Genomic DNA, 26,449 nt, shown 5'->3' with positions numbered 1-26,449 from the left:
ACCGCCCAGCAGCTGCGGCGGCTCGAGGCCCACAACAAGATCGTGCTCACCGGGACCCCGATCGAGAACGGCCTCGGCGACCTGTGGGCGCTGATGGACTTCGTCAACCCGGGGCTGCTCGGTGACCGCGCGTCGTTCGTGGCCCAGCTGTCGAAGGAGAAGGCGGGGCGCGGCAGCAACGAGCAGGCGCTCAGGACCCTCAACGGCGTGCTCGTGTTCCGTCGGACCAAGGCCGAGCCGGCCATCGCCGAGGAGCTCCCGGACCGCATCGACGAGCTCGACCACTGCCCGACGACGACCGTGCAGATCGGGCTCTACCAGGCGGTGCTCGACGACCTCACCGTCCAGGACACCGACGAGCCCACCCAGCGCAAGGGGGCGGTGCTCGCCGCCATCACGGCGCTCAAGCAGATCTGCAATCACCCGGAGGCGTACCAGCCGACGGGCGAGCCCCTCGACGGGCGCTCCGGGAAACTGACCCGCCTCAACGAGATCGTCGAGTCGGTGTTCGAGTCCGGCGAGCGGGTGCTGATCTTCACGCACTTCGCCACGTGGGGCGACAAGCTCGCCAAGTACCTCACCGACCGGTACCACCTGCCCATCGCCTGCTACCACGGCGGTCTCGGCCGCGGTGCTCGCGACGAGCTGGTCAAGACGTTCCAGAACGGCACCGGGCCCGGCGCCATGGTGCTGTCGCTCAAGGCCGGCGGCACCGGGCTGAACCTGACGTCGGCGAGCCACGTGGTGCTCTACGACCGCTGGTGGAACCCGGCGGTGGAGGACCAGGCGCGCGACCGCGTCTGGCGCATCGGACAGAACAAGACCGTGATCGCGCACCGGCTGGTGTGCCCGGGCACCGTTGACGAGCGCGTCGAGGAGGTCGTGGCCGGCAAGCGGCGCATCGCCGACCTGGCGCTGCCCAAGTCCAGCTCGGTCGACGACCTCGACAGCGACCAGCTCCGTCGTGCGCTCGGCATCGACGCCGACGCCCTCCTGACCGACGAGTACACCGACATGGAACCGGTCAGCGTGGGAGGCCCGTCATGAGCCTTCGACGTGCCGAGGAACGAGGGGCATCGATGAGTGCACGAGGTAGGAGCCGCCGGCGGCGCAGCCGGTCGGGCGGTGGTCAGCAGCGCAACCGGGGGCGCCAGCAGCCCACCGGCGTGAGCTTCTGGGGCGACCCGGCGAAGCTCCCGGCGTTCGAGGGCGACGTGCGGATGACCTCCGACCCCGCCGCCGTCCCGCGGTCGCTGGGGCCGCCACCGCTTCCAGGTCACGAGAAGGCCGCCGAGCACTACTTCGCCGCCGTCTACGACCGGGCGGTCACGACGGCCGGCGCGCTGGCGGCCGCCGGTGGGCTGATCGACCCCGACACGCTGGCGGACGAGCTGGGGCAGTGACCCCTGTCGGCGAGTAACCTGCGGGCGTCCCGGGCGGCCACGGTGACTGGAGCGACCAGATGACGGACGCGGCGCGCGGCGCACGGGCGCCGGGACGGGTTGGCGCAACGATGCCTGGTGTGGTCCTCGTCGGCCTTGCGGCGGCGCTCTGGGGCACCGACGGGTTGTTCCGCCAGCGCCTGGCCCTGGAGCTCCCGGCTGCCACCGTCGTGGCCTGGGAGCACGCGATCGTGGTCGTGCTGCTCATCCCGGTCTTCGCCCGCATGTGGCGGGCCTGGCAGGCGATGCCCGCTCGTGACCGCGTCGCAGTCGCGGTCATCGGGATCGGCGCGTCGGCCGTCGCCACGACGCTGTTCACCGCCGCGTTCCGCTTCGGCGACCCCGTGACGCCGTTGCTGCTGCAGAAGCTGCAGCCGCTGATCGCGGTCGCGGGCGCCCACGTCCTGCTCGGCGAGCGGCTGACCCCGCGGTTCCTGTGGTTCCTGGTGGGCGGCCTGGGCGGCGCCTGGCTGATCACGTTCGCCGACCCGACGGGCGTGACGGCCCCGGCCGCTGCGGCGGGGGCGCTCGCCCTGGGCGCCGCGATCCTGTGGGGCCTCGGCACCGTGCTCGGACGCGGGCTGGCGACCAACGTCGCCTTCGTCGAGCTGACGACCATGCGCTTCGTCTTCGGCCTGCCGGCCGCGGCGCTGATCGCCGTGGCCATGGACGGTCCCGATGCGTTGACGATCACCGGTGGCGAGGCGGTGCCACTGATCGCACTCGCTCTGATCCCCGGCCTACTGGCCCTGCTGCTCTACTACCGCGGGCTGCACACCACGCCCGCGTCGGCCGCGACGATCGCCGAGCTGACGTTCCCACTGACGGCGATAACCCTCGGCGCGGTGGTCTTCGGCACCACGCTGACGCCCACGCAGTGGCTCGGCGCAGGTCTGCTGGTGGCGACGATCACGACGATGGCGCTGCTCGCGCGGCGAGGCAACCGCGGTGTCGGCATCGCGCAGCGCCGTCCGGCGCTGCTCGGCGGGGACGGCCCGCTGGCGCCGGCGGAGCCGGCTGGCGCACGCTGACGTCAGGTGTCGAACCGCGGATGATCAGGTCGGACCACCGGGCCGCTCGAGGCGGGCACGCAGCTCGGGGGTGAGCTCGACCGCCTCGGGCATGCGGACCGGCGTGATCGACACAACACCGTCCCTGAAGGCACCCACGTCGGTGCCGTCGAGGGTGTCGGGCTCGGTGACGTCGACGAAGGTGTGCCGGTAGCGGTCCGGACCGACGGTGTCGAACAGGCCGCCGTAGCGCACCCGGGCGATGCTCGTCATGCGCCGCGGCGTGTCGGGCGTGGCATCGAACGGCATGTTGACCGTGACGACGTCCGCCTCGTCCCACACGCGGGCGTCCCACAGCTCGCGCAGGATCTGAGCGGAGGTCGCCGCCAACGCCGCCCACTGATCGGCCGCCGCCGGGGACCCCGCGTGCCTGCGCCAGGAGGCGTAGTGCTCACCGTCGACGCCGGTCGAGAAGGCGATCGCCGGCAGCCCGCTGATCCAGCCCTCGACGGCCGCGCCGACGGTGCCCGACGACAGGATGAATGCGGTGCCGTGGTTCAACCCGAGGTTGATGCCGGAGATCACGACGTCCGGCGGCGGATCGCACACGACGTGGACGCCGAGCTGTGTGGCGTCGGCCGGGTAGCCGCTGCAGGCGGTGATCGGGATGCCCTCCCGCTCGGTCGTGGTCGTGCTGATGTCCCGGCTGCGGGAGATCGCCTTGGCGATCCACGACCGCTGCCGGTCCGGCACGACCACGGTGATGTCAGCGAGTTGCTGCAACGCGCGCGCGAACGGCGGGAGGGCGGGTGAGTCGACACCGTCGTCGTTGGTCAGCAGCAGGTGGCGCATCGGGTCGGGTCTTTCGAAGGTGCTCGCGGCCACAGGTTCTGCCCGGCGGAGCCGGTCCACCAGCCGTCTGCGGAACCAGGCCCCGTAGAGTCTCGCGCCCCGATCGCCGCAGCGCCGGTCGTTACGGAACGGTTACCCGGCTGCGAAGGCGTTGCGAAGCCCCTCTTCCATGGTGACCACACGGCATCGGAACCGACGCGGAACCGGTGCGAAGCGACGGGCCGCCGGACGGCGGGCCCACCATGCGGAGGCTTGCACACCATGAACACCTCGACCACCGCCGCACCGTCGCGTGTCGGGTTCCCACGGATCCGACGCACTGCGCAGGTGTGGCTGACCGTCCTGACCCTGCTTGCCCTGGTCGTCCCGATCACGGCCGCAGGTGCCACCACCGAGACCGCCGAGGTCAAGGTGCACTTCACACCAGCCGGCACAGAGTGCGACGTCGTCGAGCCCCATGCGCGGACCGTCGCGTCCCCGGCCGTGCTGACCGGTGCGCTCACCGAGCTGCTGGAAGGTCCGACCGCCGAGGAGCGGCCGGCGACGGCCACGATGTTCTCGGACGCGACCGCCGGCCTGCTGCGGTCCGTCGCCATCCGTGATGGCGTGGCCTACGTCGACTTCGCCGACCTGCGGCAGGTCATCCCCAACGCGTCCAGCGCATGCGGTTCGGCCAGCCTGCTGTCGCAGCTCGACGCCACGACCGAGCAGTTCCCGACCGTCCTCCGGTCGCGCTACTCGATCGACGGCAGCCAGGTGACCTTCTACAACTGGCTCCAACGCGACGTCCCCGGCGAGAGCACCGTCAACACGACCCTGGGCTCGCTGCGCAACACCGCGGCGATCCAGCGGACCACGGGTGCCGAGGCGACCCTGCGCAAGGTGCGCGTCGGTCGCCACGACGGCTTCGACCGCATCGTGTTCGAGTTCGAGGACGGACGGCCCTCCTACACCGTCCGCTACACAGGTGTGGCGACGACAGGCGGCGCAGGTGCGCCGATCCCGGCCGGTGGAACGACGGCGCTGCAGATCGACATGGGAGCGCACACCGTCGACATGGAGGCCGCGGACGTTCCCCGCACGTTCGACAACGCCGTGCTCACCCCGCGGTACCCGACCCTGCGGACCGTGCGCTACGGCGGCGAGTTCGAGGGACTAGCGACCTTCGCGGCCGGGCTCAGGGCGAGGACCGGGTTCCGGGTCCTCGAGCTGTCGAACCCGGCCCGCCTGGCGATCGACGTCGCTCACGGTGCGATCGTGCGGCGGCTGGACCGCGGTGACCGCGGCTCGGATGTCGCCGACTGGCAGCTGCAACTGAACACCGTCCAGCACGGGCCGTTCGCGAGCTCGACCACGCCGACCTTCGGACTGATCGCCACCGACGGCATCTTCGGTCCCAACACCGATCGCGCGACCCGCTTGTTCCAGCGGGCAGAGGGCGTCGCGGCGACCGGCGACGTCGACGGCGCGACCCGCGGTGCGATGCGCCGGGCCCTGACCCGTGCCGCCGCCATCAGGGCGTGACCGAGCCCGTGTCGTACCCGCGCCCGGCCGCACGCGCCGCCGGGCGCGAGCCGGCGTCCCCGTTCGCCGAGTCGTCTGACGTGGCCTCAGGTGGCGGCAGCGGTGGGCCGTCTGACATGATGCGCGACGTGGCCGACATCCTGCTCGTCGAAGACGACCCCTCGACCAGCGAGGCCGTGAGCCTGGCGCTCGAGGGCTTCGGGCACCGGGTGACGACCGCGGCGACCGGCGACGATGCCCTCGAGCGCTGGCGGCACGGCCGGCCCGACCTCGTGCTGCTCGATGTGATGCTCCCGGGTCGTGACGGGCTCGAGGTCTGTCGTGAGATCCGCCGAACCGACCGTGTGCCGATCATCATGCTGACCGCCCGCAGCGATCCGATCGACGTCGTGCTGGGCCTGGAGTCCGGTGCCGACGACTACGTGACCAAGCCCTTCGAGACCCGCGTGCTGCTGGCCAGGATCAAGGCCGTGCTGCGCCGGGGCGAGGCGATGACCGGCGAGCGCGTGCGGCGCTTCGGCGATCTCACCGTCGACCCGGTCGGCATGGTCGTGCGCAAGGATGGCGACGAGGTGCACCTCACGCCGACCGAGCTGCGCCTGCTGCTCGAGCTCACCGCGCGGCCGGGCCAGGTGTTCACCCGGCAGCTGCTGCTCGAGCGGGTATGGGAGTACGAGTACCTCGGCGACTCCCGGCTGGTCGACGTGTGCGTTCAGCGGCTGCGCGCGAAGGTCGAGGACGACGCGAGCGATCCTATGCTGATCCAGACGGTGCGGGGGGTCGGCTACAAGCTCGTGGCGCCGCGGTGAGACGGCGCCGGCCGCTGGGGCTGCGGGCCCGGTTGGTCACGACGTTCGCGCTTGTCGCCGCCCTGGTCGCCGTCGCCGTCGCGGGCATCTCGTACGTGGTCGTACGCGACGTCACGCTGCAGCGCGCCATGGACGACGCGGTCCGCGAGGCACGCATGCATCTCTACGACGCCGCCGCCACGCTGGCCGACGACTCCAGCCCGCAGCGGTTGCGCCGGTTCCTCGCGCAGGTCGAGGCGCGCAGCCAGGCCGACGTGGTGGCGTTGACCGGCGGCGATCCGGTCACGACGTCGATCTCGTTGACCGAGTCCGCGATCCCCGACGAGCTGCGCGCCCCGGTCGACGCGGGACGCATCGCAGCCCTCCGCACGGTCCGTGGCGCCGCCGCCGCCGCCGTCGTCGTCGGCGGCGCGATCCGCCCGTCCGGACCCGCGTTCTACTTCTTCTTCCCGCAGCAGGACATCGTCGACGATCTGGGTCTGCTGGCCCGCGTGCTCGCTGGCACCAGCGGTGTGCTCGTGATCGTGTCCGCGCTGATCGGCGCGGCGGCTGCGTCGGGCGTGCTGCGGCCGATCGCGCGGACGCGCGCGGCGGTGCGCGCCGTCGCCGCGGGCGATCTCGACGCACGGCTCGACGAGGAGGGCGGCGACGAGCTCGCCGAGCTGGCGCGTGCATTCAACACGATGACCGCGGCGCTGCGCCGCACGATCGGCGAGCTGCGCGAGCTGGAGGCGGGGCAGCGGCGCTTCGTGTCCGATGTGTCCCACGAGCTGCGCACGCCGCTGACGGCGCTGACGACGGCATGCGAGGTCCTCGACGCCAACACCGACGGTCTGCCCGACGCCGGGCGGCGCGCCGCACGGCTCGTGGTCGTCGAGAGCCGCCGGCTCACGTCACTCGTCGAGGACCTCATGGAGATCTCTCGCATGGACGCGGGTGCCGCCGAGATGACGCTCGAGCGCGTCGACGTGGTCCGCTCCATCAGGGGTGCATTGCGGTCCCGAGGCTGGCTCGAGCAGGTCGAGGTGAACGGAGACGAGGGGGTGACGGTGCTCATGGACGCGCGCCGGCTCGACGCGATCATCGGAAACCTCGTCGGCAACGCACGCACCTACGGACGGCCACCGATCTCCGTGACCGTGCGGACGACGCCGGACGACGTGGAGGTTGCCGTCTCGGACCGCGGGGACGGAATCGCACCACAGCACCTGCACCGCGTCTTCGACCGCTTCTACAAGGTCGACCGGTCCCGCAGCTCCGGCGGCACCGGGCTCGGCCTCGCGATCGCGCGCGAGAACGCCCGGCTGCACGGCGGTGACCTGCGCGTGGCCAGCGAGGAGGGGAAGGGCACGACCTTCACGCTGCGACTGCCCAGGCGACGTGACCAGCGATGATCGTCGCGCGCTCGTTACGCCGTCGTGGACCGGTCGTGACCGGGCGCGGCGATCATGGCCGTGGAGCGAACACGAGGAGTCCGAACACGAGGAGTCTGAGCTGATGCGCGGATGGTTGCTGGTCGCAGGTCTGCTGGCGCTCGTGCTGCTGCTGGCCGGCTGCGGCGGCAGCGGGCAGGTCGTTGATGTCGGCGCGGCGCCCACACGACCGGCCCACGACGCCACGTCGACGGCAGCCCGGGCGGATGGTTCGGTGCCGACGGAGCGGGCCCCCGCCGCGGGTGCGGACGACCGCACGGTCGACGGCGGCGGCGGCGGCGGCGATGGTGGCAAATCCCAGGGCGACCCCGCCGCTCCGGCCGAACCCGGCGACTCCACAGGCGGTGGCTCACCGGGAACACCCGACACGACGACGTTGTCGGTGTGGTTCACCCAGGGCGAGCAGGTCACGGCCGTTCCGCGGTCCGTCCCGCGCGTGCCGCGGATCGGCAGTGCCGTACTCGAGCAGCTGCTCGCCGGCCCCACGGCCGAGGAACTGGCGGCGGGGTACGGCACCGAGATCCCGTCGACGACCAGGTTGCGCAACCTGACCATCACCGACGGCGTCGCCGTTGCCGACTTCTCCGGGGACTTCGAGTCCGGCGGTGGCACGCTCGGGCTGACCCTGCGGCTGGCGCAGGTCGTGTGCACCCTCGACCAGTTCCCGACGGTCGACGGGGTGCGCTTCGCGCTCGACGGCGAGGTGGTCGACGTCTTCTCGGGCGACGGCCTGATCATCGACGAACCGGTGGCCTGCAGCGACTACGCGGAGAACGTCGCCGACTGACCGCGGCCGTCAGCGCACACAGGCGCTCGCTCACGACACACCCCGCCCGACTGTGGCTGACGACGCGCGTCTGTCCGTCCCGGTTGCCAGGCTCGTCTGGGTGTGGTGACCAGGGGCAGTGAGGGCGTTCTCCAGCGTGTCAGTCGTGCTCAACTCGCTGCGCCTGCGACGCTTCGCCGTCCGCGCCGTCCGAACCCGACATGGCCTCGGCCTCGCACTGGTGGCACTCCAGCTCCAGCGTGGAGTGCACGATCGCAAACTCGTCGGCCAGCCGGTCCTTGAGGACGTCGCCGCGGGCCTGCGCCTGGTGCAGGGTCGGCTGGCCCTCGAGGACAACGTGCGCCGACAGCGCCGCCGTCTCCGACGTCAGGTTCCACAGGTGCAGGTGGTGGACCGAGCTGACGCCCGGCGCGGCGGCGAGCCAGCGCTCGACCTCGGCAGGATCGATCGAGTCCGGGACGCCCTCCAGGAGCACGTGCGTGGTGTCGCGCAGCAGTCCCCAGGCCGTGGCGACGACCAGCAGGCCGATGAACATCGAGGCGACGGGGTCGACCCAGTAGGCGCCGGCCGTGATGACCGCCACGGCTGCCACGATCACACCGACCGAGCCGGCCGCGTCGGCCAGCATGTGCGCGTAGGCGCCGCGCATGTTCAGGCTGCGCCCGCTGGCCCGTGCCAGCAGCACGGCGCTGCCGATGTTGATCGCCAGACCCAGGACCGCCACGATCAGCACGCCGCGCCCCGCCACCACCGGGGGATCGCTCAGGCGCCGCACCGCCTCGAACAGGATCCAGCCGGCGGACGCCAGGAGCAGCACGCCGTTGGCCTGTGCACCGAGGACCTCGGCCCGATGAAGGCCGAAGGTGTGGCGCACCGACGCCGGCCGGTCGATCAGGTGCTGGGCGACCAGTGCGACTGCAAGCCCGGCGACGTCGGACAGCATGTGTGCCGCGTCCGCGAGCAGGGCCAGCGATCCGAATACGAAGCCGCCGATCAGCTCGGCGAACATGAACCCGCCGTTCAGTCCCAGCGCGATCCGCAGCGCGCGCCGGCGCCGGCCGGCCACGTGGGCGTCGGTCACCGCGGGGTACGCGTCGTGGTGCCTACCCATGGCGGTGCGCCACGTGGTCGAGCGCCGTGCCCAGCAGGGTGCGCACGTGGCCGTCGCGCAGGGAGTAGTGGACGTGGCGTCCGACCCGGCGGGCACGAACGACGTTGTGCGCCCGCAGGAGTCGTAGCGCATGCGACGTCGCCGACTCGCTGAGCCCGCTGATGACCGCGAGGTCACTGACGCACAGCTCGCCGCCCGTCAGCAGTCCGGTGAGCAGGCGCAGCCGGCCTGGGTCGCCCAGCAGCGTGAACACGTCAGCGAGCAGGTCGATGTCGTCGTCGTCCGGCTGGTCGCGCAGCACCGCGGCGACGCGGTCGAGGTCGGCGGCGTGGACATCGCGGTGGTCGAGGTCCAGGACGACGTGCGGTCGCATCGTGAGATCACCCGATCGTCTGAACAGATGGTCACATGTTGCCGCGACCGCCGTGGCATCTCAACTCGGAGCGCACGCTGTCTGGATCCGGCCCGTCTGCTGTCCACCACGGCGGCAGGGGTCCCGAACGTTTCGCGTCAGCGGATCCGGCCAACACTCGACCCGCATGGCGTCCACCACGAAGTCGCCGTCGTCGCGTCCGCGCCCCGTTGATGGCACCTCGCGGCGTGCGCGGGCGGCCGTGGCGATGCTGTTCGTGGTCAACGGCCTGACGCTGGCCAACGTCGTCCCGTGGTTCCCGGGGATCAAGTTCGATCTCGGGCTGTCGAACACGCTGTTCGGGCTGGGCCTGGCCGCCGGCCCGCTCGGTGGCCTGCTGTGCGGCATGGCAGCCGGGCCACTCGCGGCGCGCTTTGGGTCGGGCAGGACCGCGACCCGCGGCGCGCTGCTCGGGCTGCTCGGCCTGCCCGCCATCGCGCTGGCCCCCACATGGGTGGCGTTCGCCGGCTCGATGCTGTTGCTTGGCAGTGCAGACGCGGTTACCGACGCCAGCATGAACGCTCACGCGCTGCGCGTCCAGCGTCGCTACCGGCGTAGCATCATCAACAGCTTCCACGCGCTGTGGAGCTGTGGTGCCGTCGCCGGCGGGCTGATCGGCGCGGGCGCCGTGGCGCTCGGCATACCGCGTCCCGCACACCTCACCACCGTCGCGGTCGTGCTGGCCGCCGCCGTCGTCGCCTCCCGGCGCTGGCAGCTCGACGGCCCGGAGCACGCCGAACAGCCCGCGGCCGCCGCGGCCGTGGACGTGGTCGTGCCGGACGCCGGGCAGGGGATCCGGCAGGCACTGCGCACCGCGCCGTGGCTGCTGCTCGGCCTCGCCATGCTGCCGACCATGGCGGGGGCGGTCGAGGACGCCGCCGCGTCGTGGTCGGCGATCCACCTGCGCGAGACCCTCGGCGCGACGCCGTTCGTCGCCGGGCTCGGCTTCGTCGCTGCGCAGACGTTGATGGTGGTGGGCCGGGTCGCCGGCGACCCCCTCGTGAACCGCTTCGGCGCCGCCCGGATCGCACGGTCCGGATCGCTGTTGGCCGCGCTCGGGATGCTCGCCGTCGCCGCTGGGCAGATGCCCATGGTCGTGATCGCCGGCTTCGCGCTCGCGGGACTCGGCGTGTCGACGCTGTTCCCGCTGGGGCTGGCGGCGGCCGGCTCCATCCCGGGGATCCGCAGCGCGGACGGCGTGGCGATCGCGTCGTGGGTGGCGCGCCTCAGCTTCCTCGCGGTGCCGCCGGTCGTGGGCGTTGTCGCCGACGCGGTCGGCCTGCGCTGGGGGCTCGCGCTCGTGTTGTCGTGCGCCCTGGTCGCCGCCGTACTGTCCGGACTCCTGCCAGGCCGGGACGATGAAGAGCCGCAGTAGCGCGATCCGCAAGTTCACGAGCGTCGCGAAAGGGAACGACTGCTGACAGGCATGCCCGCGGCAGATTGGGACCCGCAATGGAACTGACGCCACTGCTCAACGATTCCAGGTGCCACATCGTGCTGGTCGTCATGGACGGGCTGGGCGGCTTCGCCGACGCGCAGTTCGACTCCGAGCTCGAACAGGCGAAGACCCCGAACCTGGATCAACTGGCGGCCGAGGGCGTCGTGGGCCTGACCCTGCCTACGGGCGCCGGGATCACCGCCGGATCCGGACCGGGCCACCTGGCGCTGTTCGGGTACGACCCGACCGAGTACGAGCTGGGACGGGGTGTGCTGTCGGCCACCGGGGTCGAGTTCGATCTGCGGCCCGGCGACGTCGCGGCGCGCGGCAACCTGTCCACGCTTGACGCGGAGGGCAACGTCACCGACCGCCGGGCGGGCCGTATCCCCGACGACCGTGCCCAGGCGTTGACCGATGCGCTCAACGCCGGGGTCGAGGTCGACGGCGTCGAGGTCATGTTCCGCCACATCTCGTCGCACCGCGTGTTGGCCGTGCTGCGCGGCGAGGACCTCGACCACCGCATCGCCGACCTCGACCCGCAGAGGACGGGGGTGCCGCCCAGGGACCCCGTCGCGCTCGATCCGGCCGCCGAGCACACGGCCACACTGCTGCGGGACGTCGACGCCGCGATCCGGAAGGTGTTCGCCGACCACGACGGCGCCGACGCCCTGCTGCTGCGCGGGTTCGACACGCATCACGACCTGCCGAGCTTCGCCGACCGCTACAACCTGCGCGCCGCGACGGTGGCGATCTACCCGATGTACCGGGGCGTGGCCAAGCTCTGCGGTATGGACACCCTGCCGCGTCCGTCCGGCCTGGACGAACAGATCGCGACCATGCGCGACCGATGGGATGATTACGACTACTTCTTCCTGCACCACAAGAAGACCGACGAAGCCGGCCACGACGGCAAGCGTGATGAGAAGGTCGCCGCCATCGAGGCGATGGACGCCGTGATCCCCGACATCGTCGCGCTCCAGCCGGACGTCATCGCTGTGACCGGCGATCACTCGTCGCCGACGCAACTGTCGGGCCACTCATGGCACCCCGTCCCGACCCTGCTGTGGGGTCCGCACGTCGGTCGGGACGACGTCACGAGCTTCGGTGAGCGGGCGTGCGCCGGTGGGCTGCTCGGTCAGCGTCCGACCACGGACCTGATGCCGATCATGCTCGCCAGCGCGGGCAAGCTCGAGAAGTACGGCGCCTGACCGCGCTCCGAAGGGACGGACGGCCTCTACAGGCCGATTCCCGCACGCGGAGCCTGCTCCAGCGATGCCCTGATGACTCCACCCGACCTGCCCCAGTGACATCATCGCGACGGCTCGGCTGCACGACGGAGTACGGGATGTGCGAGGTCAGATGCTCATTGGTGTGAGGACCGCGACCTGGTACTCGTCGCCGCGCTCGACGAGCTGACAGCAGAAGCGCTCCCGTGGCTCGCCGTCGTATGACCAGCTGACGTCGGCCCACACCGTGCCCGGTGCCTCAGCAATGACGTTGGTGTGCCTGGTGACAGCGTCGACGCCGTCGTACTGGGCCCACGACGAGGCGAAGAACTGCTCGGTCTGCGCCGCGTCGCCGACCACGATCGAGTCGTCGGGAAACAGGATGAGCGCCGGGACCGCGTACAGCTGTCCCATGGTCCGTTCGTCTCGCGCGAGCAGCGCGGCGGCGTAGCGGTCGAAGAAGCTGTCAATTCTGATGTTCGTCTCGTTCATGGTCTCACGGTACGGCGATAACCGGACACGCTGGGGTGGACAACAACGTCGCACTCGCCGCCGCGTCCCGTGACAGCCACCTCGCGCTACGTCGGATCGAACGCCAACAAGTCATCATCGAACGACTGTACGCGGTGCGCGGACGGCGAATGGCGTTTGCCGAGCTCGCCGGCGAGTTCGGCGTGTCCACACGGACGATCGCCCGTGACGTGGAACGGCTTCGCTTCAGCGGCGTGCCGCTGTCGACGCACCAGGGCAGGGGCGGTGGCGTGTCCCTCGACGCGCACAACGCCCCCGCGTCGATCACCTTGGACGTGCCCGAGATCGCCGCCCTCATGTCGAGCCTGGCCGTCCTTGGCCCAACCGTCAGCCAGAGCGCAGGCTCCGCCATCCGCAAGCTCGCGCAGGCGCTTGCCGCCGGCTCCTGAGGCTCCGCCGCATCGCGTGCAGCCCGAGGCCACCGGGGGCTCACCATCGAACAGCGACGATTGTCCCGGCACTCCAACGGTTGGTCCCGGCCAGCCAACGGCGCGAACCGGACCGAGATGCTGGTGCCCCGCACGCCGCACACGCCCTCGCCCGACAGCACCGCAGGGCGCACATCCGGCAGGAAATCTCCCCAGTGTGTTCACAGGTCCTCCACATCCGGGTGGCCAGCATGGCGTCGACCTTCGAGAGAGGAGACGTGATGCAACGGAGTGACTTCGCGCCGATCGCCCTGGTCGGCCTCGGGGCGTTCATGCTCGGCGCCATGGTGTTCGGTGGCGCGGCGACCGCGGGGGCGGCGACGGCCGGGGCTGCGGTCATGTGGCCCTTCTTCGCACTGTTCAAGCTGGTCTTCTTCTTCCTGCTGTTCGGGTTCATCGCGCGGATGTTCTGGGGCAGGGGATGGGACCGCCGGCACCACCACGGGCCCGGTGCGCGCCGCGACTGGGACGGGCCGTGGGCTCCACCGTGGGCCGAGGGGTCCCGGCACGGCGGCCGTCGCGATGACGACGATGAGGACAACGCGCCCGGACACGACCCCCGTGTGTGGTTCGAACAGCGCGTGGAGGACTGGCACCTGAAGGCGCATGCCCGCATGGACATCGACCGTCTGATACCGGACCCCACGAAGGACGACGAGAGCGACGCCGACGCCGACGACCGCGACGTCCTCTGACGATGTCGGCCAGAATGGCCGGCATGGCGACCGTCCTCGTCGTCGACGACGAGCTGAGGATCACCCGCCTGGTACGGGACTACCTGTACCAGGCGGGCTTCGGCGTGGTTGAGGCGAGTGACGGCCCCGGGGCGCTTCGCGCTGCCCGCGAGCACGCGCTCGATCTGGTGGTCCTCGACCTGGGGCTGCCCGGGCTCGACGGGCTCGACGTCACCCGGCGTCTACGTGCGCAGTCCAACGTGCCGATCATCATCGTGACGGCGCGTACCGAGGAGTCGGACCGCATCGTCGGGCTCGAGCTCGGCGCCGACGACTACGTCACGAAGCCGTTCAGCCCTCGCGAACTGGTCGCCCGCGTCCGTGCGGTCCTGCGTCGTGTCGACATGCAGGCCGATGACGGTGAGGTGCTGCGCGTCGGACCGGTGACCGTGGACCAGCCGAAGATGCGGGTGACGGTGGACGGCAATGAGGTCGACCTGACGCCCACCGAGTTTCAGATCGTCGCCACGCTCGCCGGACAGCCGGGTCGTGTGTTCACGCGGGCCCAGCTGCTCGACGCCGTGCACGGCGTCGCGTTCGAGACGTACGAGCGGGCCATCGACGCCCATGTCAAGAACATCCGCCGAAAGATGGAGCCCGATCCGGGCCGGCCGCGGTTCGTCCAGACGGTGCACGGTGTCGGCTACCGGTTCAGCGATGCGTGAGCGCGACGACCGCTGGGGGCACGGACCGCCATGGGTCCGGTGGCAGGACGGGCGGTCCGGACCGTGGCGGCGTGGGCAGGCACCGCCGTGGTGGCCGGATGGCGAGCCGTGGCCGCCACGGCGCGGTCCGGGTACCCGGGCGTGGTCGTCGTTCGGTCGGCGGATGGGGCGGCGGGTGGCGGCCGTCGTCCTCGTCGTGCTGCTCGCGCCGGTCGCGGTCGGCCTGGTCCTGGCGTCGCGGCTGGCCGGGTCGGAGGGCGTCGCGGCGGTCGCGGTCGTGTGGCTGCTCGTTGCGGCGGTGATCGTTGGCGCGCTTGCCGTGCTCGCGCGGACGTGGGCACCGATCCGCGGCGTGATCGCCGCGGCCGGGCGGCTGGCCGATGGCGACTACTCGGCCCGTGCAGCCGACCAGGGCCCGGTGATGACGCGACCCGTCGTCTCGTCGTTCAACCGCATGGCCGCACGGCTGCAGGAGGCGGACGCACAGCGTCGTCAGCTGCTCGCGGACCTCGGACACGAGCTGCGCACGCCGTTGACTGTGCTGCGCGGCGACCTGGAGGCGATGGTCGACGGCGTCCGGCCGATGGACGACGAGCACCTGCGCGCGCTCCTGGACGACGTCGCGATGCTTGAGCGCCTGCTCGACGACCTGCGCACGCTGAGCCTGGCCGAGTCCGGGGCGTTGGTGCTCGACCGCGAGCCAACCGATCTGGGTCGCCTGGCCGGCGACGTCGTCGACCGGTTCGGACGGCTCGCCGCCTCCGTGGACGTCCGTCTGTGCGTCGACACGGCCGACGACCTGCAGCCGGTCGACATCGATCCGGTCCGGATCCGGGAGGTCGTGTCGAACCTGGTCGTCAACGCGATCGGGGCGACGCCCCCGGGGGGCACGGTGACCGTCACCGTCCGCGGGGACGGGCCTCGCGCGATCGTCACGGTCCACGACACGGGCGTCGGCATCCCACCCGACGTGGCCATGCGTGTGTTCGACCGCTTCCACAAGGGGTCGGGATCGTCGGGCACCGGGCTCGGCCTGACCATCAGCCGCGATCTGGTCGCAGCCCACGAGGGCACGCTCACGATCGCGGAGACATCGCCGGCCGGCACGACGATGCGTGTCGAGCTGCCGGTCGGCAGGGACGCCTGACCGTTCAGCAGCCGGTTGCGCAGCGTGACGACCCCGCAGTGCGAATGGCCACGGCGGAACACTCGGTGCTCATGGAGACCATCGCGGCAGCTGTCCTCGACGGTCTCGCGTTGTCGCTCACTCCCGCCGACGCCGACTGCACGGGGCTGCCGGCCGGCGTGGTCGTCGGTGTCCGCCACGACCAGCGCGGACATATGCACGACGGCTGCCTGACCGTCCGGGACGGGTACGGAACGGGTCGACGCCCGCGCTGCTGGGAACGGTTGTCCTGGGACGGATCGACGATCCGGGAGGGCCACGGCGTGGCACACGACGACCGCGACGAGGTGATCGTCGCGTGCCTGCAGGACATGTTCGCAGACGTCATGCGGGACGCGCCGGATGCGTTCCGCACGAAGTTCCGGAAGATGGCGCGCGACCCGTTCGCCTTCTACCGAGGCACGGCAGTGCTGTTCTTCCATGACCTCGGCCCATCGGGGTCGTTCGCCGGGAGCGACGACCGCTGGATGGTCGAGCACGGCGACCGGGTCTGGATCCAGGGTGACCTGCACGCCGAGAACTTCGGCACCTACATGGATGCCGACGGGCGACTGGTCTTCGACGTCAACGACTTCGACGAGGCCTACCTGGCGCCGTGGACGTGGGACCTGCGCCGGTTCGTCGCGAGCCTCGCGCTGCTGTGCTGGCAGAAGGCGCTGCCCGATGACGTCATCGACGACCTGGTCGACCACTACGTGCGCAGCTACCTCGACCAGGTCGGCCACTACGTCGACGAGCCCGACGACACCGAGTGGGCGCTGACGCTGGACAACGCGGACGGTCTGGTCCTCAGCACGCTGCAGCAGGCCAAGCTGCGGACCCGCGCGACCATCCTGGACCCCGAGACGGTCGTCGAGAACTATCAGCGGCGTTTCGCCGAGCACTCGTCGATCAACCACCTCGACGACCGCGAGCGTGGGCGGGTGCTCGACGCGTTCGAGCGGTACAAGGACACGATTCCGCCCGACAAGCGCGACGGACGGATCAGGTTCCGGGTGCTCGATGTCGCCCGCAAGACCGGTGTCGGCATCGGCAGCGCCGGCCTGCCCATGTACAGCGTGCTGATCGAGGGGGAGAGCCAGGCCCTCGGCAACGACGTCGTGGTCTCGGTCAAGCAGGCCAACGATGCAGCGCTCGGCCGGATCATCGACGACAAGGAGATCACCGAATACTTCCACCACCACGGCCACCGCACCGCGGTCTCGCAGCGAGCGCTGCAGGCCCACGCCGACCGCTACCTGGGATGGACGGACATCGACGACACGGGCTACGTCGTCAGCGAGTACTCGCCGTACGAGCTCGACCTCGACTGGGAGGACCTCAACACTCCCGAGGCGATGCGGGTCGTTGTCGACCAGCTGGGGCGCGCCACGGCCAAGATCCACTGCGTCGCCGACGACGACAGTGGGACCGACCTGGTCACCGTCAGTGTCGAGGATGTGATCCACGACGGTGTCCACGGCGATGCCGACGGACTCGTCGACGAGCTCACCGACTTCGCGCACAGCTACGCCGAGCAGGTGCGCACTGACCACCACCTGTTCGTCGACGCGTTCCGCACCGGAGCGTTCAGCGACGTCGACCCCGTCAGCGACCACTGACCCAGCCCGGGAGCCGCCGTACCGATGTGGTGGTCTGCCTCCCCGGAGGGACGTGTCCTATCGGTTCCGGCCAGCTGCCGTCGCGCTGCCCAGCGGTGCGAAGACGGTCACGGGGTCGCTGCGGCTGCCGGCGCGGATGCACTCGGACAGGCGCTCGTCGGGGCCGACGTACGCGTGGGGCCACACGACGCACCGCTCGACCGAGCCCTCCACCACCGCACCCTCGCCGACGACGGGACGCCCGCCCGACGCGTGCAGGTTGGCGCGCAGGTAGTCCGCCGGCGTGCCGCAGTCGATCGCCGTCCCGCGGTGGCGCACGAGGTCCAGCCGACCCGCCTCGCGCTCGCCGCGCCAGAGCATCTCGTACAACCCGCTCGGCGTCGCCCGCAGCGTCGCCACCAGGTGCCACGGGAGCAGGCAGGCGCCGACGTAGCGCACCTGATCGCCGGCATCGTCGACGAAGTCGCCGGGGCCGTCGGTCGGTAGGACGAGCAGCCGGCACCGGCGGCGGTCCCAGCCGTCGACCAGCGTCGCCAGGGCGGGTGGATCGTGTCCGCCCCCGTCCGAGCGCTCACCGGTCAGGTAGGCGTCGGCGTTGACCAGCAGGACGTCGCGGCCGGCGATCCACCCACGCAGCCGCCCAAGGGCGCCGGCCGTGCCCAGCAGCTCGGGCTGCTCGACCGACAGGTGCACCCGGTCCGTGACGTGGGCCGCGATCTGGTCGGCGTGGTGATGGGCGTTGACCGCGAGGTGCGCGGTGTGGGTGCTCAGGTGGCCCAGCGCGCGGTCGAGCAGCGCGACGTTGGCGACGGGGCACAGCGGCTTGGGGCGCAGCAGCGTCAGCGGCCGCAGGCGTGTGCCCGCGCCGGCCGCCAGCGCGATGCCGGCGAGGTCGCTCACACCCGGTCCAGGAGGCGGCCCTCGGTGGCGTCCGGCTCGTCGGCGCGGGCCAGCAGGTCCATGATCTCGCGTGTGGGGTCGTCGGCGCCGGCGACCACCTTGCTGGGCGGCAGCCACCGGGCCTCCGTCGCCTCACCGCCCGCGGTGACGTCGGGACGCGCATCCACGCGGATGCGGTAGACGACGTCGACGCGTCGGACCTGACCGTTGACCTGGACGCTCAGCGGCAGGCCGACCTCGATGCGCAGCCCGGTCTCCTCCCGCACCTCGCGCACGACGCCCTGCGCGGCGGACTCCCCGGGGTTGAGCAGACCGCCCGGGAGGCTCCATCCCGGGCGGTGCGGCTGGCGCAGGACGAGGAACGACCCGTGGTGGTCGATCGCGCAGACCGCGCCCACGGTGAAGCCCGGTGTGCCCGCACGGACCAGCGTCCGGCGCACGACGGAGGGCAGCCGCCTGAACACGGTGAGCAGCACGATGTAGGCGCCATGCTGGAAGCGGCCGGTCGGTTCCATGCGCGACAGCCTACGATCGCGGGCGTGCGCTGACGCGTCCCGCGCCAGGATTACGATGGGCCAGTGACCCGTCGCCGGCCCGCCGGGGCAGCCGGACGTTGCGGGAGAGGGATGGCCGATCTGATTCCTACGACCAGCGGATCCGGACCGGTCCGACCGCGCAGCATGCGTCGCCTGAACCTGCGGCTCGTGCTGCAGGAGATCATGGAGCAGGGTCCGCGGTCGCGTGCGGCAATCGCCGAGTCGACCGGGCTGACCAAGTCGACCGTGTCCACGCTCGTCGCGGATCTCACCGACCGTGGGCTGCTCAGCGATGCGGGCTGGGAGGACGACGGCACCGTCGGTCGGCCCGGCCGGCTGGTCGAGCTGTCTGGAGAGTCCGTGGCGGGCCTCGGTCTGGAGATCAATGTCGACTACCTGGCGGTGTGCGTGATCGACCTGACCGGCCGGGTCCGGCACGAGCGGCTGCTCGCGCGCGAGAACAGGGGATCGGGGCCGGGACAGGTGTTCGACGAGCTCGCCGGCCTGGGTCGGGCGGCGATCGCGGCGTGCGAGGCGGAGGGGCTGACCCCGGTGGCCGCCACCCTCGGCGCGCCCGGTCTCGTCGACGTCGACACCGGCACCCTGGTGTTCGCGCCGAACCTCGGGTGGGAGGCGATTCCCCTGACGGCGGAGCTGGCCGCGCGCCTGGGCCGTCCGGCGTTGCACACGATGGTCGACAACGAGGCCAACCTCGCCGCCCAGGGCGAGCTCTGGCAGGGTCGAGGGCGCGACCTGGGCGACTTCGTCCACATCAGCGGCGAGACCGGTGTGGGTGCGGGCGTCGTCATCCGCGGTGAGCTCGTGCGTGGCGGCGCCGGGTTCGGCGGGGAGTTCGGGCACATCCCGATGGTCGAGGGTCGGCCCTGTCCCTGCGGCTCCTACGGTTGCCTGGAGCGGCTGGTCGGGCAGGAGGCGCTGCTGACGGCGGCCGGCCTGGAGGCGCGCGTCGGGACCACGGTCGCTGTCCCGGACGGCGGCGTCGCCGCCCTGGTGGAGCGGGCGCGTGCCGGCGACGCGGCCACGCTCGATGCGCTCCACGAGGCCGGACGCACGCTGGGGCGTGCGCTGGCCACCATGGTCAACCTGTTCGCGCCGAACAGTGTTGTGCTGGGCGGCAGCTTCGCGGCGCTGCACGACTGGCTCCGCGACCCGCTCCGTGCCGAGCTCGAGCGGCGGTCCTTCGTCCTGCGCTACGCCGACGTGGCGGTGGTGCCGTCGTCGCTGGGCACCGCAGCGGCTGTGCGGGGCGCGGCGGCCAGGGCGCTGCGCACGGTGTGCGATGACCCGCTCATCGTCGCCGCGAGCGGGTGACCGCAGGTCAGTCGCCCGCGAGTCGAGCGGCGGCCCCGGCCGCGTCGGCATAGGCCACGCGGACCTCGTCGGTGTCGACGAGGCCCGCGGGCTCGATCGTGGTGCCGGTCCCCAGCGACCAGCGCCGCGCGACCTGGCCCGGCAGCTCGCCATGCAGACCGCTGGCCGCCTGGATGCAGGCGCCCGCGGCGACGGCCTCCTCGGCGGCGGGCACTACGACGGGTGCGCGCCACAGGTCGGCGGCGAAGGCGCGGTAGGCGGCCGAACGCGCGCCACCGCCGACCAGGAACCGTCGTCCGTCAAGTGCCACGCCGCTGCCGCGCAGCGCGTCGACGCCGGCGAACAGCCCGCACAGCACGCCGAGGTGGGCGGCGCGCGCCAGGTCGGCGCGCCCCGTGCCGCGGCGCAGACCCGTCACCAGGCCGGTCGCGGTCGGCAGGTCGGGCGTGCGCTCGCCCTCGAGGTAGGGCACCAGCACGAGCGGCGTGTCCGGCGTTCCTGCGTCCAGCGCCAGGTCGGCGAGCGCGCCGACCTCGACGCCGAGCAGTCCGGCGACCATGTCGGTGACGCCCGCCGCGTTCAGCGTGCACACCAGCGGCAGGTACCGCCCGGTCGCGTCGGCGAAGCCGGCCACCAGACCCGACGCGTCGGCCGTGGGCTCGTCCGACATCGCGTAGACCGTCCCCGACGTTCCCAGTGACATCACCACGTCACCGGACTCGAGGCCCAGGCCGAGCGCCGCGGCCATGTTGTCGCCGGTGCCGCAGGTCACGAGTGCTCCCGCTGGAAGGCCGGTTGCGTCCGCCGCCGCGTCGGTCACGCGACCGGCCGGCTCGTCGGGCCTCAGCACCCGGGGGAGGCGCTCCAACCATCCATCGGGATCGTCGACGACGAGGCCGAGCAGGGACCGGACGTACCTGCCGTCGCGCGGCGACCACCACCCCGTGCCCGACGCGTCGCCGCGATCGGTGACGTGCTCGCCGGTCAGCCGCCAGGTCAGGTAGTCGTGGGGCAGCATGACCCGTCGCGTGCGGTGCAGGACCTCGGGTTCGTTGTCGGCGACCCAGGCGAGCTTGGTCACGGTGAACGAGGCGACGGGCACCGATCCGGCGTCGTCTGCCCATGCCTGCGCACCGTGGCGTTCGACCAGGGCCCGGGCGTGCGGCGCCGACGTCGTGTCGTTCCACAGCTTCGCCGGTCGCAGCGGGTCCCCCGCGTCGTCGACGAGCACGAGCCCGTGCTGCTGTCCGGCGACCGCGACGGCCGCGACGTCGCGGCCGCGGTCGCCGGCCACACCGAGCGCGTCGCGCAGCGCCGACCACCAGGCCCGAGGGTCCTGCTCGCTCGCCGGCGGCGGGGTGATCGGGTGCGCGGCGTGTCCGGTGGCGACGAGCTCGCCCGAACCGGGGTCGCGCAGCTCGACCTTGGTCGACTGCGTCGACGAGTCGATGCCGCACACGAGCTGGTCCGCCATCGTGGGCACCCCTGCTCAGCGGGTCTGGTCGATGTAGCGTCCGACCACGCGTTCGAGCGCCTCCTGGCGGCCCGAGACGGGCTCGTCGGTCTCGTTGCCGTCGTGCACGTGGCGGTAGAGGTCGTCCAGGCTCAGGTCGCCGTCGAGGATGGACCGGCCCAGCCCGTCGGTCCATCCCGCGTAGCGCGCGGCGCGGACGTCGGTGAGCGCGCCGTCCTCGAGCATCGCTGCCGCGACCACCAGTGCGTGGGCCAGCGTGTCCATGGCGCCGATGTGGGCGTGGAACAGGTCGAGGCGATCGACGGACTGGCGCCGCAGCTTGGCGTCGAAGTTGAAGCCACCGGTCGTGAAGCCGCCCGCCTGCAGGATCGCGTGCAGGGCCGGCACGTGGTCGCCGACGGACGCGGGGAACCGGTCGACGTCCCAGCCCAGCCGGTCGTCGCCGGCGTTGGCGTCGACCGAGCCCAGGATCCCCATGGCTGCCGCGTACTCGACCTCGTGAGCGAAGTCGTGGCCGGACAGCTCGGCGTGGTTGACCTCGATGTTGACCTTGACGTCGTCGGTCAGGTCGTAGCGTTGGAGGAACGCGTGGACGGCCGCGACGTCGAAGTCGTACTGGTGCTTGGTCGGCTCGAACGGCTTCGGCTCGAGCAGGATCGGGCCCTCGAAGCCGATCCGGTGCTTGTGCTCCACGACGAGGTGCACGAAGCGGGCCATCTGGTCGAGCTCGCGCCGCATGTCGGTGTTGAGCAGCGTCTCGTAGCCCTCACGCCCGCCCCACATCACGTAGTTCGCACCACCGAGCCGATGGGTGACCTCCAGGCAGTGGCGCACCTGGCCGGCGGCGTACGCGAACACCTCCGGGTCGGGGTTGGTCGCGGCGCCCGCTGCGTAGCGCGGGTGGCTGAACAGGTTCGCGGTGGCCCACAGCAGCCCGACCCCTGTGCGCTCCATGTGGGCGGCGGCCTCGTCGGCCATGGCGTCGAGGTTGGCGCACGACGCCGCGAACGTGTCGCTGGCGGGGGCGAGGTCGCGGTCGTGGAAGCAGAAGAACGGCGCGCCGAGCTTGGCCAGGAACTCGAAGGCGACCTCCATCTTGCGGCGGGCGGCACCCACAGGGTCGCCGGGGTCGTGCAGCCAGGGGCGGGGCAGCGTGCCGTCGCCGAAGATGTCGAACCCGGTCCAGTTGAACGAGTGCCAGTAGGCCACGGCGAACCGCAGGTGATCGGCCATCCGTCGGCCGGCCACCTCGCGGTCGGCGTCGTACCACCGGAACGTCAGCGGGTCGGTGCTGTCCAGGCCGGCATACCGGATCCGGCCGTCGACCTCGGGGAAGAACGCGCCGCTCATACTTGTCTCCGCTTGTGACCGGCTCGGGGACGGGACTGTAGCCCGCGGGCAGGGACACCACAGTTCGGCGCGAAACGATGCAGTTGCGACCCGGAATCAATGCGCGCGCTGAGACTGCGCTGCTCCGCGACCGGCCGACCGGGCATCGCTCCGCCGTCGGTGGGGAGGTCGATCGGCGACGCGAAAAAACGTGGTTCCCAGTTCCGCGGCGGGATTAGACTGTGCCAGCTTCGCTACGGTCGTGGTCGGAGGGTGCCGTCTTAGGCAGCCGACCGAGGAAGGTTGTGCATCATGACAAGGTTGATCTCGAGCCGACTGCCAGTGTGGGCGGTCGTCGTCGTGCTGGGCATGCTGGCTGCCGCGTGCGGCGGCGGCGATGGCGAGAGCGGGGCGGGTGGAGCGTCGGAGGCCGCGCCCTCCGCCGGCGCGTCGGCGTCCGAAGGCGGTGGTGGTGACGGCGGCGGCGGCGCGATCGCGCTCCTGCTCCCTGAGTCCAAGACCACGCGGTACGAGAACCAGGACCGGCCCGCCTTCGAGAACAAGGTCTCCGAGCTGTGCCCCGACTGCGAGATCATCTACAGCAACGCCGACCAGGACGCGTCGAAGCAGCAGCAGCAGGCGGAGGCGGCACTCGTCAACGGCGCGCAGGTGATGGTGCTCGACCCCGTCGACTCCCAGTCGGCGGCGGCGATCGTGGAACAGGCCAGCTCTCAGGACGTCCCCGTGATCAGCTATGACCGGCTGATCGTGGGCGCACCGGTCGACTACTACATCTCGTTCGACAACGAGGAGGTCGGCAGGCTGCAGGGCCAGTGGATCGTCGACAACGTGCCCGAGGGCGGAACCATCGTGATGATCAATGGCGCGCCGACCGACAACAACGCCAAGTTGTTCAAGCAGGGCGCGCACAGTGTGATCGACGACAGTGGTCTCGAGGTCGGCCAGGAGTACGACACCCCGGACTGGAGCCCCGACGAGGCGCAGCAGGAGATGGATCAGGCGATCACCGCGATCGGCAAGGAGCAGATTCAGGGCGTCTATGCCGCCAATGACGGCACCGCCGGCGGCGCGATCGCCGCGATGAAGGGCGCAGGCTTCGACCCGGTCCCGCCGACCACCGGGCAGGACGCGGAACTGGCGGCGATCCAGCGCATCCTCGCAGGAGAGCAGGGCATGACCGTCTACAAGGCGATCACGCCGGAGGCGGAGCTCGCCGCCGAGCTGGCCGTGGCGCTGGTCAACGGTGAGGAGCCACAGGTCGACGTCGAACAGACCACCGTCAACAACGAGGCCGGGGACGTTCCGTCCTACCTGCTCAAGCCGGTGGTCGTCACGACGGACAACGTGCAGGACACCATCATCGCCGACGGGTTCCTGTCGGTGGAGCAGATCTGCACCGAGGAGTACCAGCAGGCCTGCGCCGACGCCGGTCTGCAGTAGCCACACCGCCGGGTCGGTGACCCGTCAGGGTCACCGACCCCGGCCGATCTGCCGGAGGGCACCATGGCCGGTGAACCGCTGCTCGCGATGTCGGGCATCACCAAACGATTCGGCGCGGTGGAGGCGCTGGTCGACGTCGCGTTCGAGGCGAACGCCGGAGAGGTGGTCGCCCTCGTGGGCGACAACGGCGCCGGCAAGTCGACGTTGGTCAAGGCGATCGCCGGCGCCCAGCCGGCTGACGACGGCGAGATCAGGTTCGCCGGCGACGTCGTGCACATCACCAGCCCGCACGACGCGCAGGTGCTGGGGATCGCCACCGTCTACCAGGACCTGGCGCTGTGCGAGAACCTGGACGTGGTCGCGAACCTCCACCTGGGGCGCGAGCGGACCGCGGCCGCCCGCCTCATCGACGAGGTGTCGATGGAGAAGCGCACCCGCGCGCTCCTCGACGAGCTCGCGGTGCGCACGCTCACGAGTGTCCGCACGCTGGTCGCGTCCCTGTCGGGTGGTCAGCGACAGACCGTTGCGATCGCGCGCGCCATGCTCGGCGAGCCCCGGCTGGTGCTGCTCGACGAGCCGACGGCGGCGCTGGGCGTCGCCCAGAAGGCACAGGTGCTCGAGCTGATCCGTCGGCTGAAGGGGCGCGGCATGGCGGTCGTCGTCATCAGTCACAACCTCGTGGACGTGTTCAAGGTCGCCGACCGCATCGTCGTCCTTCGGCTGGGTCGCTTCGCCGGCAGCTATGACGTGGGCGCCGTCACCGAGGACGAGGTGGTTGCGGCGATCACAGGTGCTGGGCTCGGCTCCAGCGACGGCAACGGCGCACGGGGAGGGGCGGCATGAGCCAGCACACGGCACCCGACACCAGCGATGAGTTCGAGAGCCCGGCCACGCAGGCCGCACGGCCCGTCGCGGAGGCGCAGTCCGTCGCCGATGTCGTCATGTCGCTCCGTCGCCGGCTGTCCAGCGGCGACCTCGGCTCGCTGCCGGTCGTCGTCGGGTTGGTGGCGATCTGGGTGGTCTTCTACCTTCTGAACGAGCGGTTCATCTCGCCGCTCAACGTCACCAACCTGATGCTGCAGATGGCCGGTCTCGGCACGATCGCCGTCGGCGTGGTCCTCGTGCTGCTGCTCGGTGAGATCGACCTGTCCGTCGCGCAGGTGAGTGGGTTCGCGGCGGCGGTGATGGCGGTTCTCAACGTCAAGCTGGGCTGGCCGGGGCCTCTGGCGATCCTGGCCGCCCTGGTGGTCGGGCTCGCGATCGGCTTGTTCAACGGGTTCTGGATCACCCGGTTTCGTGTTCCCTCGTTCGTGGTGACCCTGGCAGGTTTCCTGGCGTTCCAAGGGGCGTTGCTGTTCGTGCTCGGCACCACCGGGACGATCAACATCAGCGCCACGGCGATCACGGTCCTGGCGCGCAGCTTCCTTCCGGTGGCCGCCGGCTGGATCGTCGCCGTCGCCGTCATCGCGGTCTATGCCGCAACGCGCGTCATCGAGCAGCGACGCCGCCGCGCGGCCGGACTCACTGCCAGCCCGACGTGGTTGGTCATCGCCAAGGTCGGGTTGCTGGCGGTGCTCGCGCTCGGGTTCGTCGTGTTCCTCAACCGTGACCGGGGGGTCCCGATCGCCCTGCTGATCCTGCTCGGCCTGGTGGTGATCTTCGATGTCATCACCCGACGCACGCGCTGGGGTCGCCATGTCTTCGCGGTCGGGGGCAACGCCGAGGCAGCTCGACGCGCGGGCATCAGCGTCACCGGGATCCGCGTCGCGGTGTTCGCCATCGCCTCCACGCTGGCGGCCTTCGGTGGCGTGATCCTGGCCGCAAGGCTGCTCGCGGTGAACCAGAGCTCCGGCGGAGGGGATCTGCTGTTGAACGCCATCGCCGCCGCAGTGATCGGCGGCACCAGCCTGTTCGGTGGACGCGGCACCGTGTGGGCGGCGCTGTTCGGGGCGCTCGTCATCCAGTCGATCTCCAACGGCATGGATCTGCTCGGCTACTCGTCGTCGATCAAATTCATGGTGACCGGCGGTGTTCTACTGCTCGCAGTCACGGTCGACGCGGTCAGTCGGCGCAGTCGCGCGCAGGCCGGGCTGTCGTGAGTTCGCGTCGGGCGGCGACGGGTGACGTGATCCTCCCCCGAGATCGAGGGCCACGCCGGGCGGCCGCGCGGTGGCATCGTCCTCGCCTCTCGGCGATCGCCCGTCGCGGTCGTATCCGCTCCGGCGTGG

Annotated in this window: 26 protein-coding genes; 18 read left to right on the top strand and 8 right to left on the bottom strand. The window is 71.4% G+C overall.

Annotated elements, in window-relative coordinates; translation table 11 throughout:
• The 3 genes from VK923_10960 to VK923_10950 form a co-directional block, all read left to right on the top strand.
• Nucleotides 1-1,047: DEAD/DEAH box helicase (locus tag VK923_10960; protein HSJ45188.1), on the top strand; the 1,047-nt coding region annotated here is incomplete at its 5' end.
• Between the two features lie 32 nt (nt 1,048-1,079).
• Entirely contained in the window at nt 1,080-1,403 is a 324-nt protein-coding gene (locus VK923_10955) for a hypothetical protein (protein ID HSJ45187.1), read from the top strand.
• A gap of 59 nt (nt 1,404-1,462) precedes the next feature.
• Nucleotides 1,463-2,473 (top strand): DMT family transporter, encoded by a 1,011-nt coding sequence (locus VK923_10950; protein ID HSJ45186.1) that lies wholly within the window; start codon nt 1,463-1,465, stop codon nt 2,471-2,473.
• Nucleotides 2,474-2,497: 24 nt separating this feature from the next.
• Here VK923_10950 and surE read toward each other — a convergent pair whose 3' ends face one another.
• Complete coding sequence (gene surE / locus VK923_10945; GenBank protein ID HSJ45185.1) at nt 2,498-3,304, bottom strand: 5'/3'-nucleotidase SurE; 807 nt, start codon at nt 3,302-3,304, stop codon at nt 2,498-2,500.
• 261 nt (nt 3,305-3,565) lie between these two features.
• Here surE and VK923_10940 point away from each other — a divergent pair, with 261 nt between their 5' ends.
• From VK923_10940 to VK923_10925, 4 genes are all read left to right on the top strand, one after another.
• Nucleotides 3,566-4,828: a peptidoglycan-binding protein gene (locus VK923_10940; GenBank protein ID HSJ45184.1), complete on the top strand. Its 1,263-nt coding sequence runs from the start codon at nt 3,566-3,568 to the stop codon at nt 4,826-4,828.
• Entirely contained in the window at nt 4,825-5,637 is an 813-nt protein-coding gene (locus tag VK923_10935; protein HSJ45183.1) for a response regulator transcription factor, read from the top strand. The genes VK923_10940 and VK923_10935 overlap by 4 nt, the downstream gene beginning before the upstream one ends.
• Nucleotides 5,634-7,031, top strand: coding sequence for an ATP-binding protein (locus tag VK923_10930; protein HSJ45182.1), 1,398 nt, complete (start codon nt 5,634-5,636; stop codon nt 7,029-7,031). Before VK923_10935 ends, VK923_10930 begins: the two co-directional genes overlap by 4 nt.
• A 103-nt stretch (nt 7,032-7,134) precedes the next feature.
• Nucleotides 7,135-7,857 (top strand): GerMN domain-containing protein, encoded by a 723-nt coding sequence (locus VK923_10925; GenBank protein HSJ45181.1) that lies wholly within the window; start codon nt 7,135-7,137, stop codon nt 7,855-7,857.
• A 139-nt stretch (nt 7,858-7,996) separates the two neighbouring features.
• Here the strand turns inward: VK923_10925 and VK923_10920 are convergent, their stop codons facing one another.
• The gene (locus tag VK923_10920) at nt 7,997-8,968 is read right to left on the bottom strand and encodes a cation diffusion facilitator family transporter (protein HSJ45180.1); all 972 of its coding nucleotides are present in this window, start codon (nt 8,966-8,968) and stop codon (nt 7,997-7,999) included.
• On the bottom strand, nt 8,961-9,341 hold the full coding sequence (locus VK923_10915) for a metalloregulator ArsR/SmtB family transcription factor (GenBank protein ID HSJ45179.1): 381 nt from the start codon (nt 9,339-9,341) through the stop codon (nt 8,961-8,963). The genes VK923_10920 and VK923_10915 overlap by 8 nt, the downstream gene beginning before the upstream one ends.
• Before the next feature lie 166 nt (nt 9,342-9,507).
• Here VK923_10915 and VK923_10910 point away from each other — a divergent pair, with 166 nt between their 5' ends.
• Together VK923_10910 and VK923_10905 are read left to right on the top strand one after the other, a co-directional pair.
• Nucleotides 9,508-10,755, top strand: coding sequence for an MFS transporter (locus VK923_10910; GenBank protein HSJ45178.1), 1,248 nt, complete (start codon nt 9,508-9,510; stop codon nt 10,753-10,755).
• 77 nt (nt 10,756-10,832) lie between these two features.
• A complete protein-coding gene (locus VK923_10905) occupies nt 10,833-12,026 on the top strand; it encodes a 2,3-bisphosphoglycerate-independent phosphoglycerate mutase (GenBank protein HSJ45177.1) in 1,194 nt (397 codons plus the stop codon).
• A 147-nt stretch (nt 12,027-12,173) separates the two neighbouring features.
• Here VK923_10905 and VK923_10900 read toward each other — a convergent pair whose 3' ends face one another.
• Complete coding sequence (locus VK923_10900) at nt 12,174-12,536, bottom strand: hypothetical protein (GenBank protein ID HSJ45176.1); 363 nt, start codon at nt 12,534-12,536, stop codon at nt 12,174-12,176.
• A gap of 35 nt (nt 12,537-12,571) precedes the next feature.
• Here VK923_10900 and VK923_10895 point away from each other — a divergent pair, with 35 nt between their 5' ends.
• The 5 genes from VK923_10895 to VK923_10875 all read left to right on the top strand — a co-directional run bounded on the left by VK923_10895 (nt 12,572) and on the right by VK923_10875 (nt 17,189).
• Entirely contained in the window at nt 12,572-12,964 is a 393-nt protein-coding gene (locus VK923_10895; protein ID HSJ45175.1) for an HTH domain-containing protein, read from the top strand.
• A 260-nt stretch (nt 12,965-13,224) separates the two neighbouring features.
• Nucleotides 13,225-13,698: a hypothetical protein gene (locus VK923_10890; protein ID HSJ45174.1), complete on the top strand. Its 474-nt coding sequence runs from the start codon at nt 13,225-13,227 to the stop codon at nt 13,696-13,698.
• A 23-nt stretch (nt 13,699-13,721) separates the two neighbouring features.
• Nucleotides 13,722-14,402 (top strand): response regulator transcription factor, encoded by a 681-nt coding sequence (locus tag VK923_10885; GenBank protein HSJ45173.1) that lies wholly within the window; start codon nt 13,722-13,724, stop codon nt 14,400-14,402.
• A 163-nt stretch (nt 14,403-14,565) separates the two neighbouring features.
• A complete protein-coding gene (locus VK923_10880; GenBank protein ID HSJ45172.1) occupies nt 14,566-15,549 on the top strand; it encodes a HAMP domain-containing sensor histidine kinase in 984 nt (327 codons plus the stop codon).
• A 44-nt stretch (nt 15,550-15,593) separates the two neighbouring features.
• Nucleotides 15,594-17,189, top strand: coding sequence for a DUF2252 domain-containing protein (locus VK923_10875; GenBank protein HSJ45171.1), 1,596 nt, complete (start codon nt 15,594-15,596; stop codon nt 17,187-17,189).
• 57 nt (nt 17,190-17,246) lie between these two features.
• Here VK923_10875 and VK923_10870 read toward each other — a convergent pair whose 3' ends face one another.
• On the bottom strand, nt 17,247-18,089 hold the full coding sequence (locus VK923_10870) for a sugar phosphate nucleotidyltransferase (GenBank protein ID HSJ45170.1): 843 nt from the start codon (nt 18,087-18,089) through the stop codon (nt 17,247-17,249).
• Nucleotides 18,086-18,604, bottom strand: coding sequence for an NUDIX domain-containing protein (locus tag VK923_10865; GenBank protein HSJ45169.1), 519 nt, complete (start codon nt 18,602-18,604; stop codon nt 18,086-18,088). Before VK923_10865 ends, VK923_10870 begins: the two co-directional genes overlap by 4 nt.
• A gap of 165 nt (nt 18,605-18,769) precedes the next feature.
• Between VK923_10865 and VK923_10860 the strand changes: the two genes are divergently transcribed.
• Nucleotides 18,770-19,957, top strand: coding sequence for an ROK family transcriptional regulator (locus VK923_10860; GenBank protein ID HSJ45168.1), 1,188 nt, complete (start codon nt 18,770-18,772; stop codon nt 19,955-19,957).
• A gap of 7 nt (nt 19,958-19,964) precedes the next feature.
• On the opposite strand, the gene xylB is transcribed toward VK923_10860, so the two are convergent.
• The gene (gene xylB / locus VK923_10855) at nt 19,965-21,431 is read right to left on the bottom strand and encodes a xylulokinase (protein HSJ45167.1); all 1,467 of its coding nucleotides are present in this window, start codon (nt 21,429-21,431) and stop codon (nt 19,965-19,967) included.
• A 15-nt stretch (nt 21,432-21,446) separates the two neighbouring features.
• A complete protein-coding gene (gene xylA / locus VK923_10850) occupies nt 21,447-22,781 on the bottom strand; it encodes a xylose isomerase (GenBank protein ID HSJ45166.1) in 1,335 nt (444 codons plus the stop codon).
• A 291-nt stretch (nt 22,782-23,072) separates the two neighbouring features.
• Here xylA and VK923_10845 point away from each other — a divergent pair, with 291 nt between their 5' ends.
• The 3 genes from VK923_10845 to VK923_10835 all read left to right on the top strand — a co-directional run bounded on the left by VK923_10845 (nt 23,073) and on the right by VK923_10835 (nt 26,320).
• Nucleotides 23,073-24,221 carry a sugar ABC transporter substrate-binding protein gene (locus VK923_10845; GenBank protein ID HSJ45165.1) on the top strand — a complete coding sequence of 383 codons (1,149 nt, stop codon included), beginning with the start codon at nt 23,073-23,075 and terminating at the stop codon, nt 24,219-24,221.
• A gap of 63 nt (nt 24,222-24,284) precedes the next feature.
• On the top strand, nt 24,285-25,064 hold the full coding sequence (locus tag VK923_10840) for an ATP-binding cassette domain-containing protein (protein HSJ45164.1): 780 nt from the start codon (nt 24,285-24,287) through the stop codon (nt 25,062-25,064).
• The gene (locus VK923_10835; GenBank protein ID HSJ45163.1) at nt 25,061-26,320 is read left to right on the top strand and encodes a hypothetical protein; all 1,260 of its coding nucleotides are present in this window, start codon (nt 25,061-25,063) and stop codon (nt 26,318-26,320) included. The genes VK923_10840 and VK923_10835 overlap by 4 nt, the downstream gene beginning before the upstream one ends.
• Nucleotides 26,321-26,449 lie beyond the last annotated feature (129 nt).

This window comes from Euzebyales bacterium (assembly GCA_035461305.1).
Taxonomy (GTDB): domain Bacteria; phylum Actinomycetota; class Nitriliruptoria; order Euzebyales; family JAHELV01; genus JAHELV01.
The sequence above is the reverse complement of the archived record's forward strand: the minus strand, read 5'-3'. Positions and strand labels throughout refer to the sequence as shown.

Bases quoted from the DNA above. Each gene is read 5' to 3' on its own strand.
- VK923_10900 (HSJ45176.1), bottom strand. From the start codon at position 12,536: ATGAACGAGACGAACATCAGAATTGACAGCTTCTTCGACCGCTACGCC.
- VK923_10940 (HSJ45184.1), top strand. From the start codon at position 3,566: ATGAACACCTCGACCACCGCCGCACCGTCGCGTGTCGGGTTCCCACGG.
- VK923_10890 (HSJ45174.1), top strand. From the start codon at position 13,225: ATGCAACGGAGTGACTTCGCGCCGATCGCCCTGGTCGGCCTCGGGGCG.
- xylB (HSJ45167.1), bottom strand. From the start codon at position 21,431: ATGGCGGACCAGCTCGTGTGCGGCATCGACTCGTCGACGCAGTCGACC.
- xylA (HSJ45166.1), bottom strand. From the start codon at position 22,781: ATGAGCGGCGCGTTCTTCCCCGAGGTCGACGGCCGGATCCGGTATGCC.
- VK923_10875 (HSJ45171.1), top strand. From the start codon at position 15,594: ATGGCCACGGCGGAACACTCGGTGCTCATGGAGACCATCGCGGCAGCT.
- VK923_10905 (HSJ45177.1), top strand. From the start codon at position 10,833: ATGGAACTGACGCCACTGCTCAACGATTCCAGGTGCCACATCGTGCTG.
- VK923_10955 (HSJ45187.1), top strand. From the start codon at position 1,080: ATGAGTGCACGAGGTAGGAGCCGCCGGCGGCGCAGCCGGTCGGGCGGT.
- VK923_10920 (HSJ45180.1), bottom strand. From the start codon at position 8,968: ATGGGTAGGCACCACGACGCGTACCCCGCGGTGACCGACGCCCACGTG.
- VK923_10915 (HSJ45179.1), bottom strand. From the start codon at position 9,341: ATGCGACCGCACGTCGTCCTGGACCTCGACCACCGCGATGTCCACGCC.
- VK923_10950 (HSJ45186.1), top strand. From the start codon at position 1,463: ATGACGGACGCGGCGCGCGGCGCACGGGCGCCGGGACGGGTTGGCGCA.
- surE (HSJ45185.1), bottom strand. From the start codon at position 3,304: ATGCGCCACCTGCTGCTGACCAACGACGACGGTGTCGACTCACCCGCC.
- VK923_10885 (HSJ45173.1), top strand. From the start codon at position 13,722: ATGGCGACCGTCCTCGTCGTCGACGACGAGCTGAGGATCACCCGCCTG.
- VK923_10840 (HSJ45164.1), top strand. From the start codon at position 24,285: ATGGCCGGTGAACCGCTGCTCGCGATGTCGGGCATCACCAAACGATTC.
- VK923_10860 (HSJ45168.1), top strand. From the start codon at position 18,770: ATGCGTCGCCTGAACCTGCGGCTCGTGCTGCAGGAGATCATGGAGCAG.
- VK923_10910 (HSJ45178.1), top strand. From the start codon at position 9,508: ATGGCGTCCACCACGAAGTCGCCGTCGTCGCGTCCGCGCCCCGTTGAT.
- VK923_10880 (HSJ45172.1), top strand. From the start codon at position 14,566: ATGGGGCGGCGGGTGGCGGCCGTCGTCCTCGTCGTGCTGCTCGCGCCG.
- VK923_10845 (HSJ45165.1), top strand. From the start codon at position 23,073: ATGACAAGGTTGATCTCGAGCCGACTGCCAGTGTGGGCGGTCGTCGTC.
- VK923_10835 (HSJ45163.1), top strand. From the start codon at position 25,061: ATGAGCCAGCACACGGCACCCGACACCAGCGATGAGTTCGAGAGCCCG.
- VK923_10865 (HSJ45169.1), bottom strand. From the start codon at position 18,604: ATGGAACCGACCGGCCGCTTCCAGCATGGCGCCTACATCGTGCTGCTC.
- VK923_10925 (HSJ45181.1), top strand. From the start codon at position 7,135: ATGCGCGGATGGTTGCTGGTCGCAGGTCTGCTGGCGCTCGTGCTGCTG.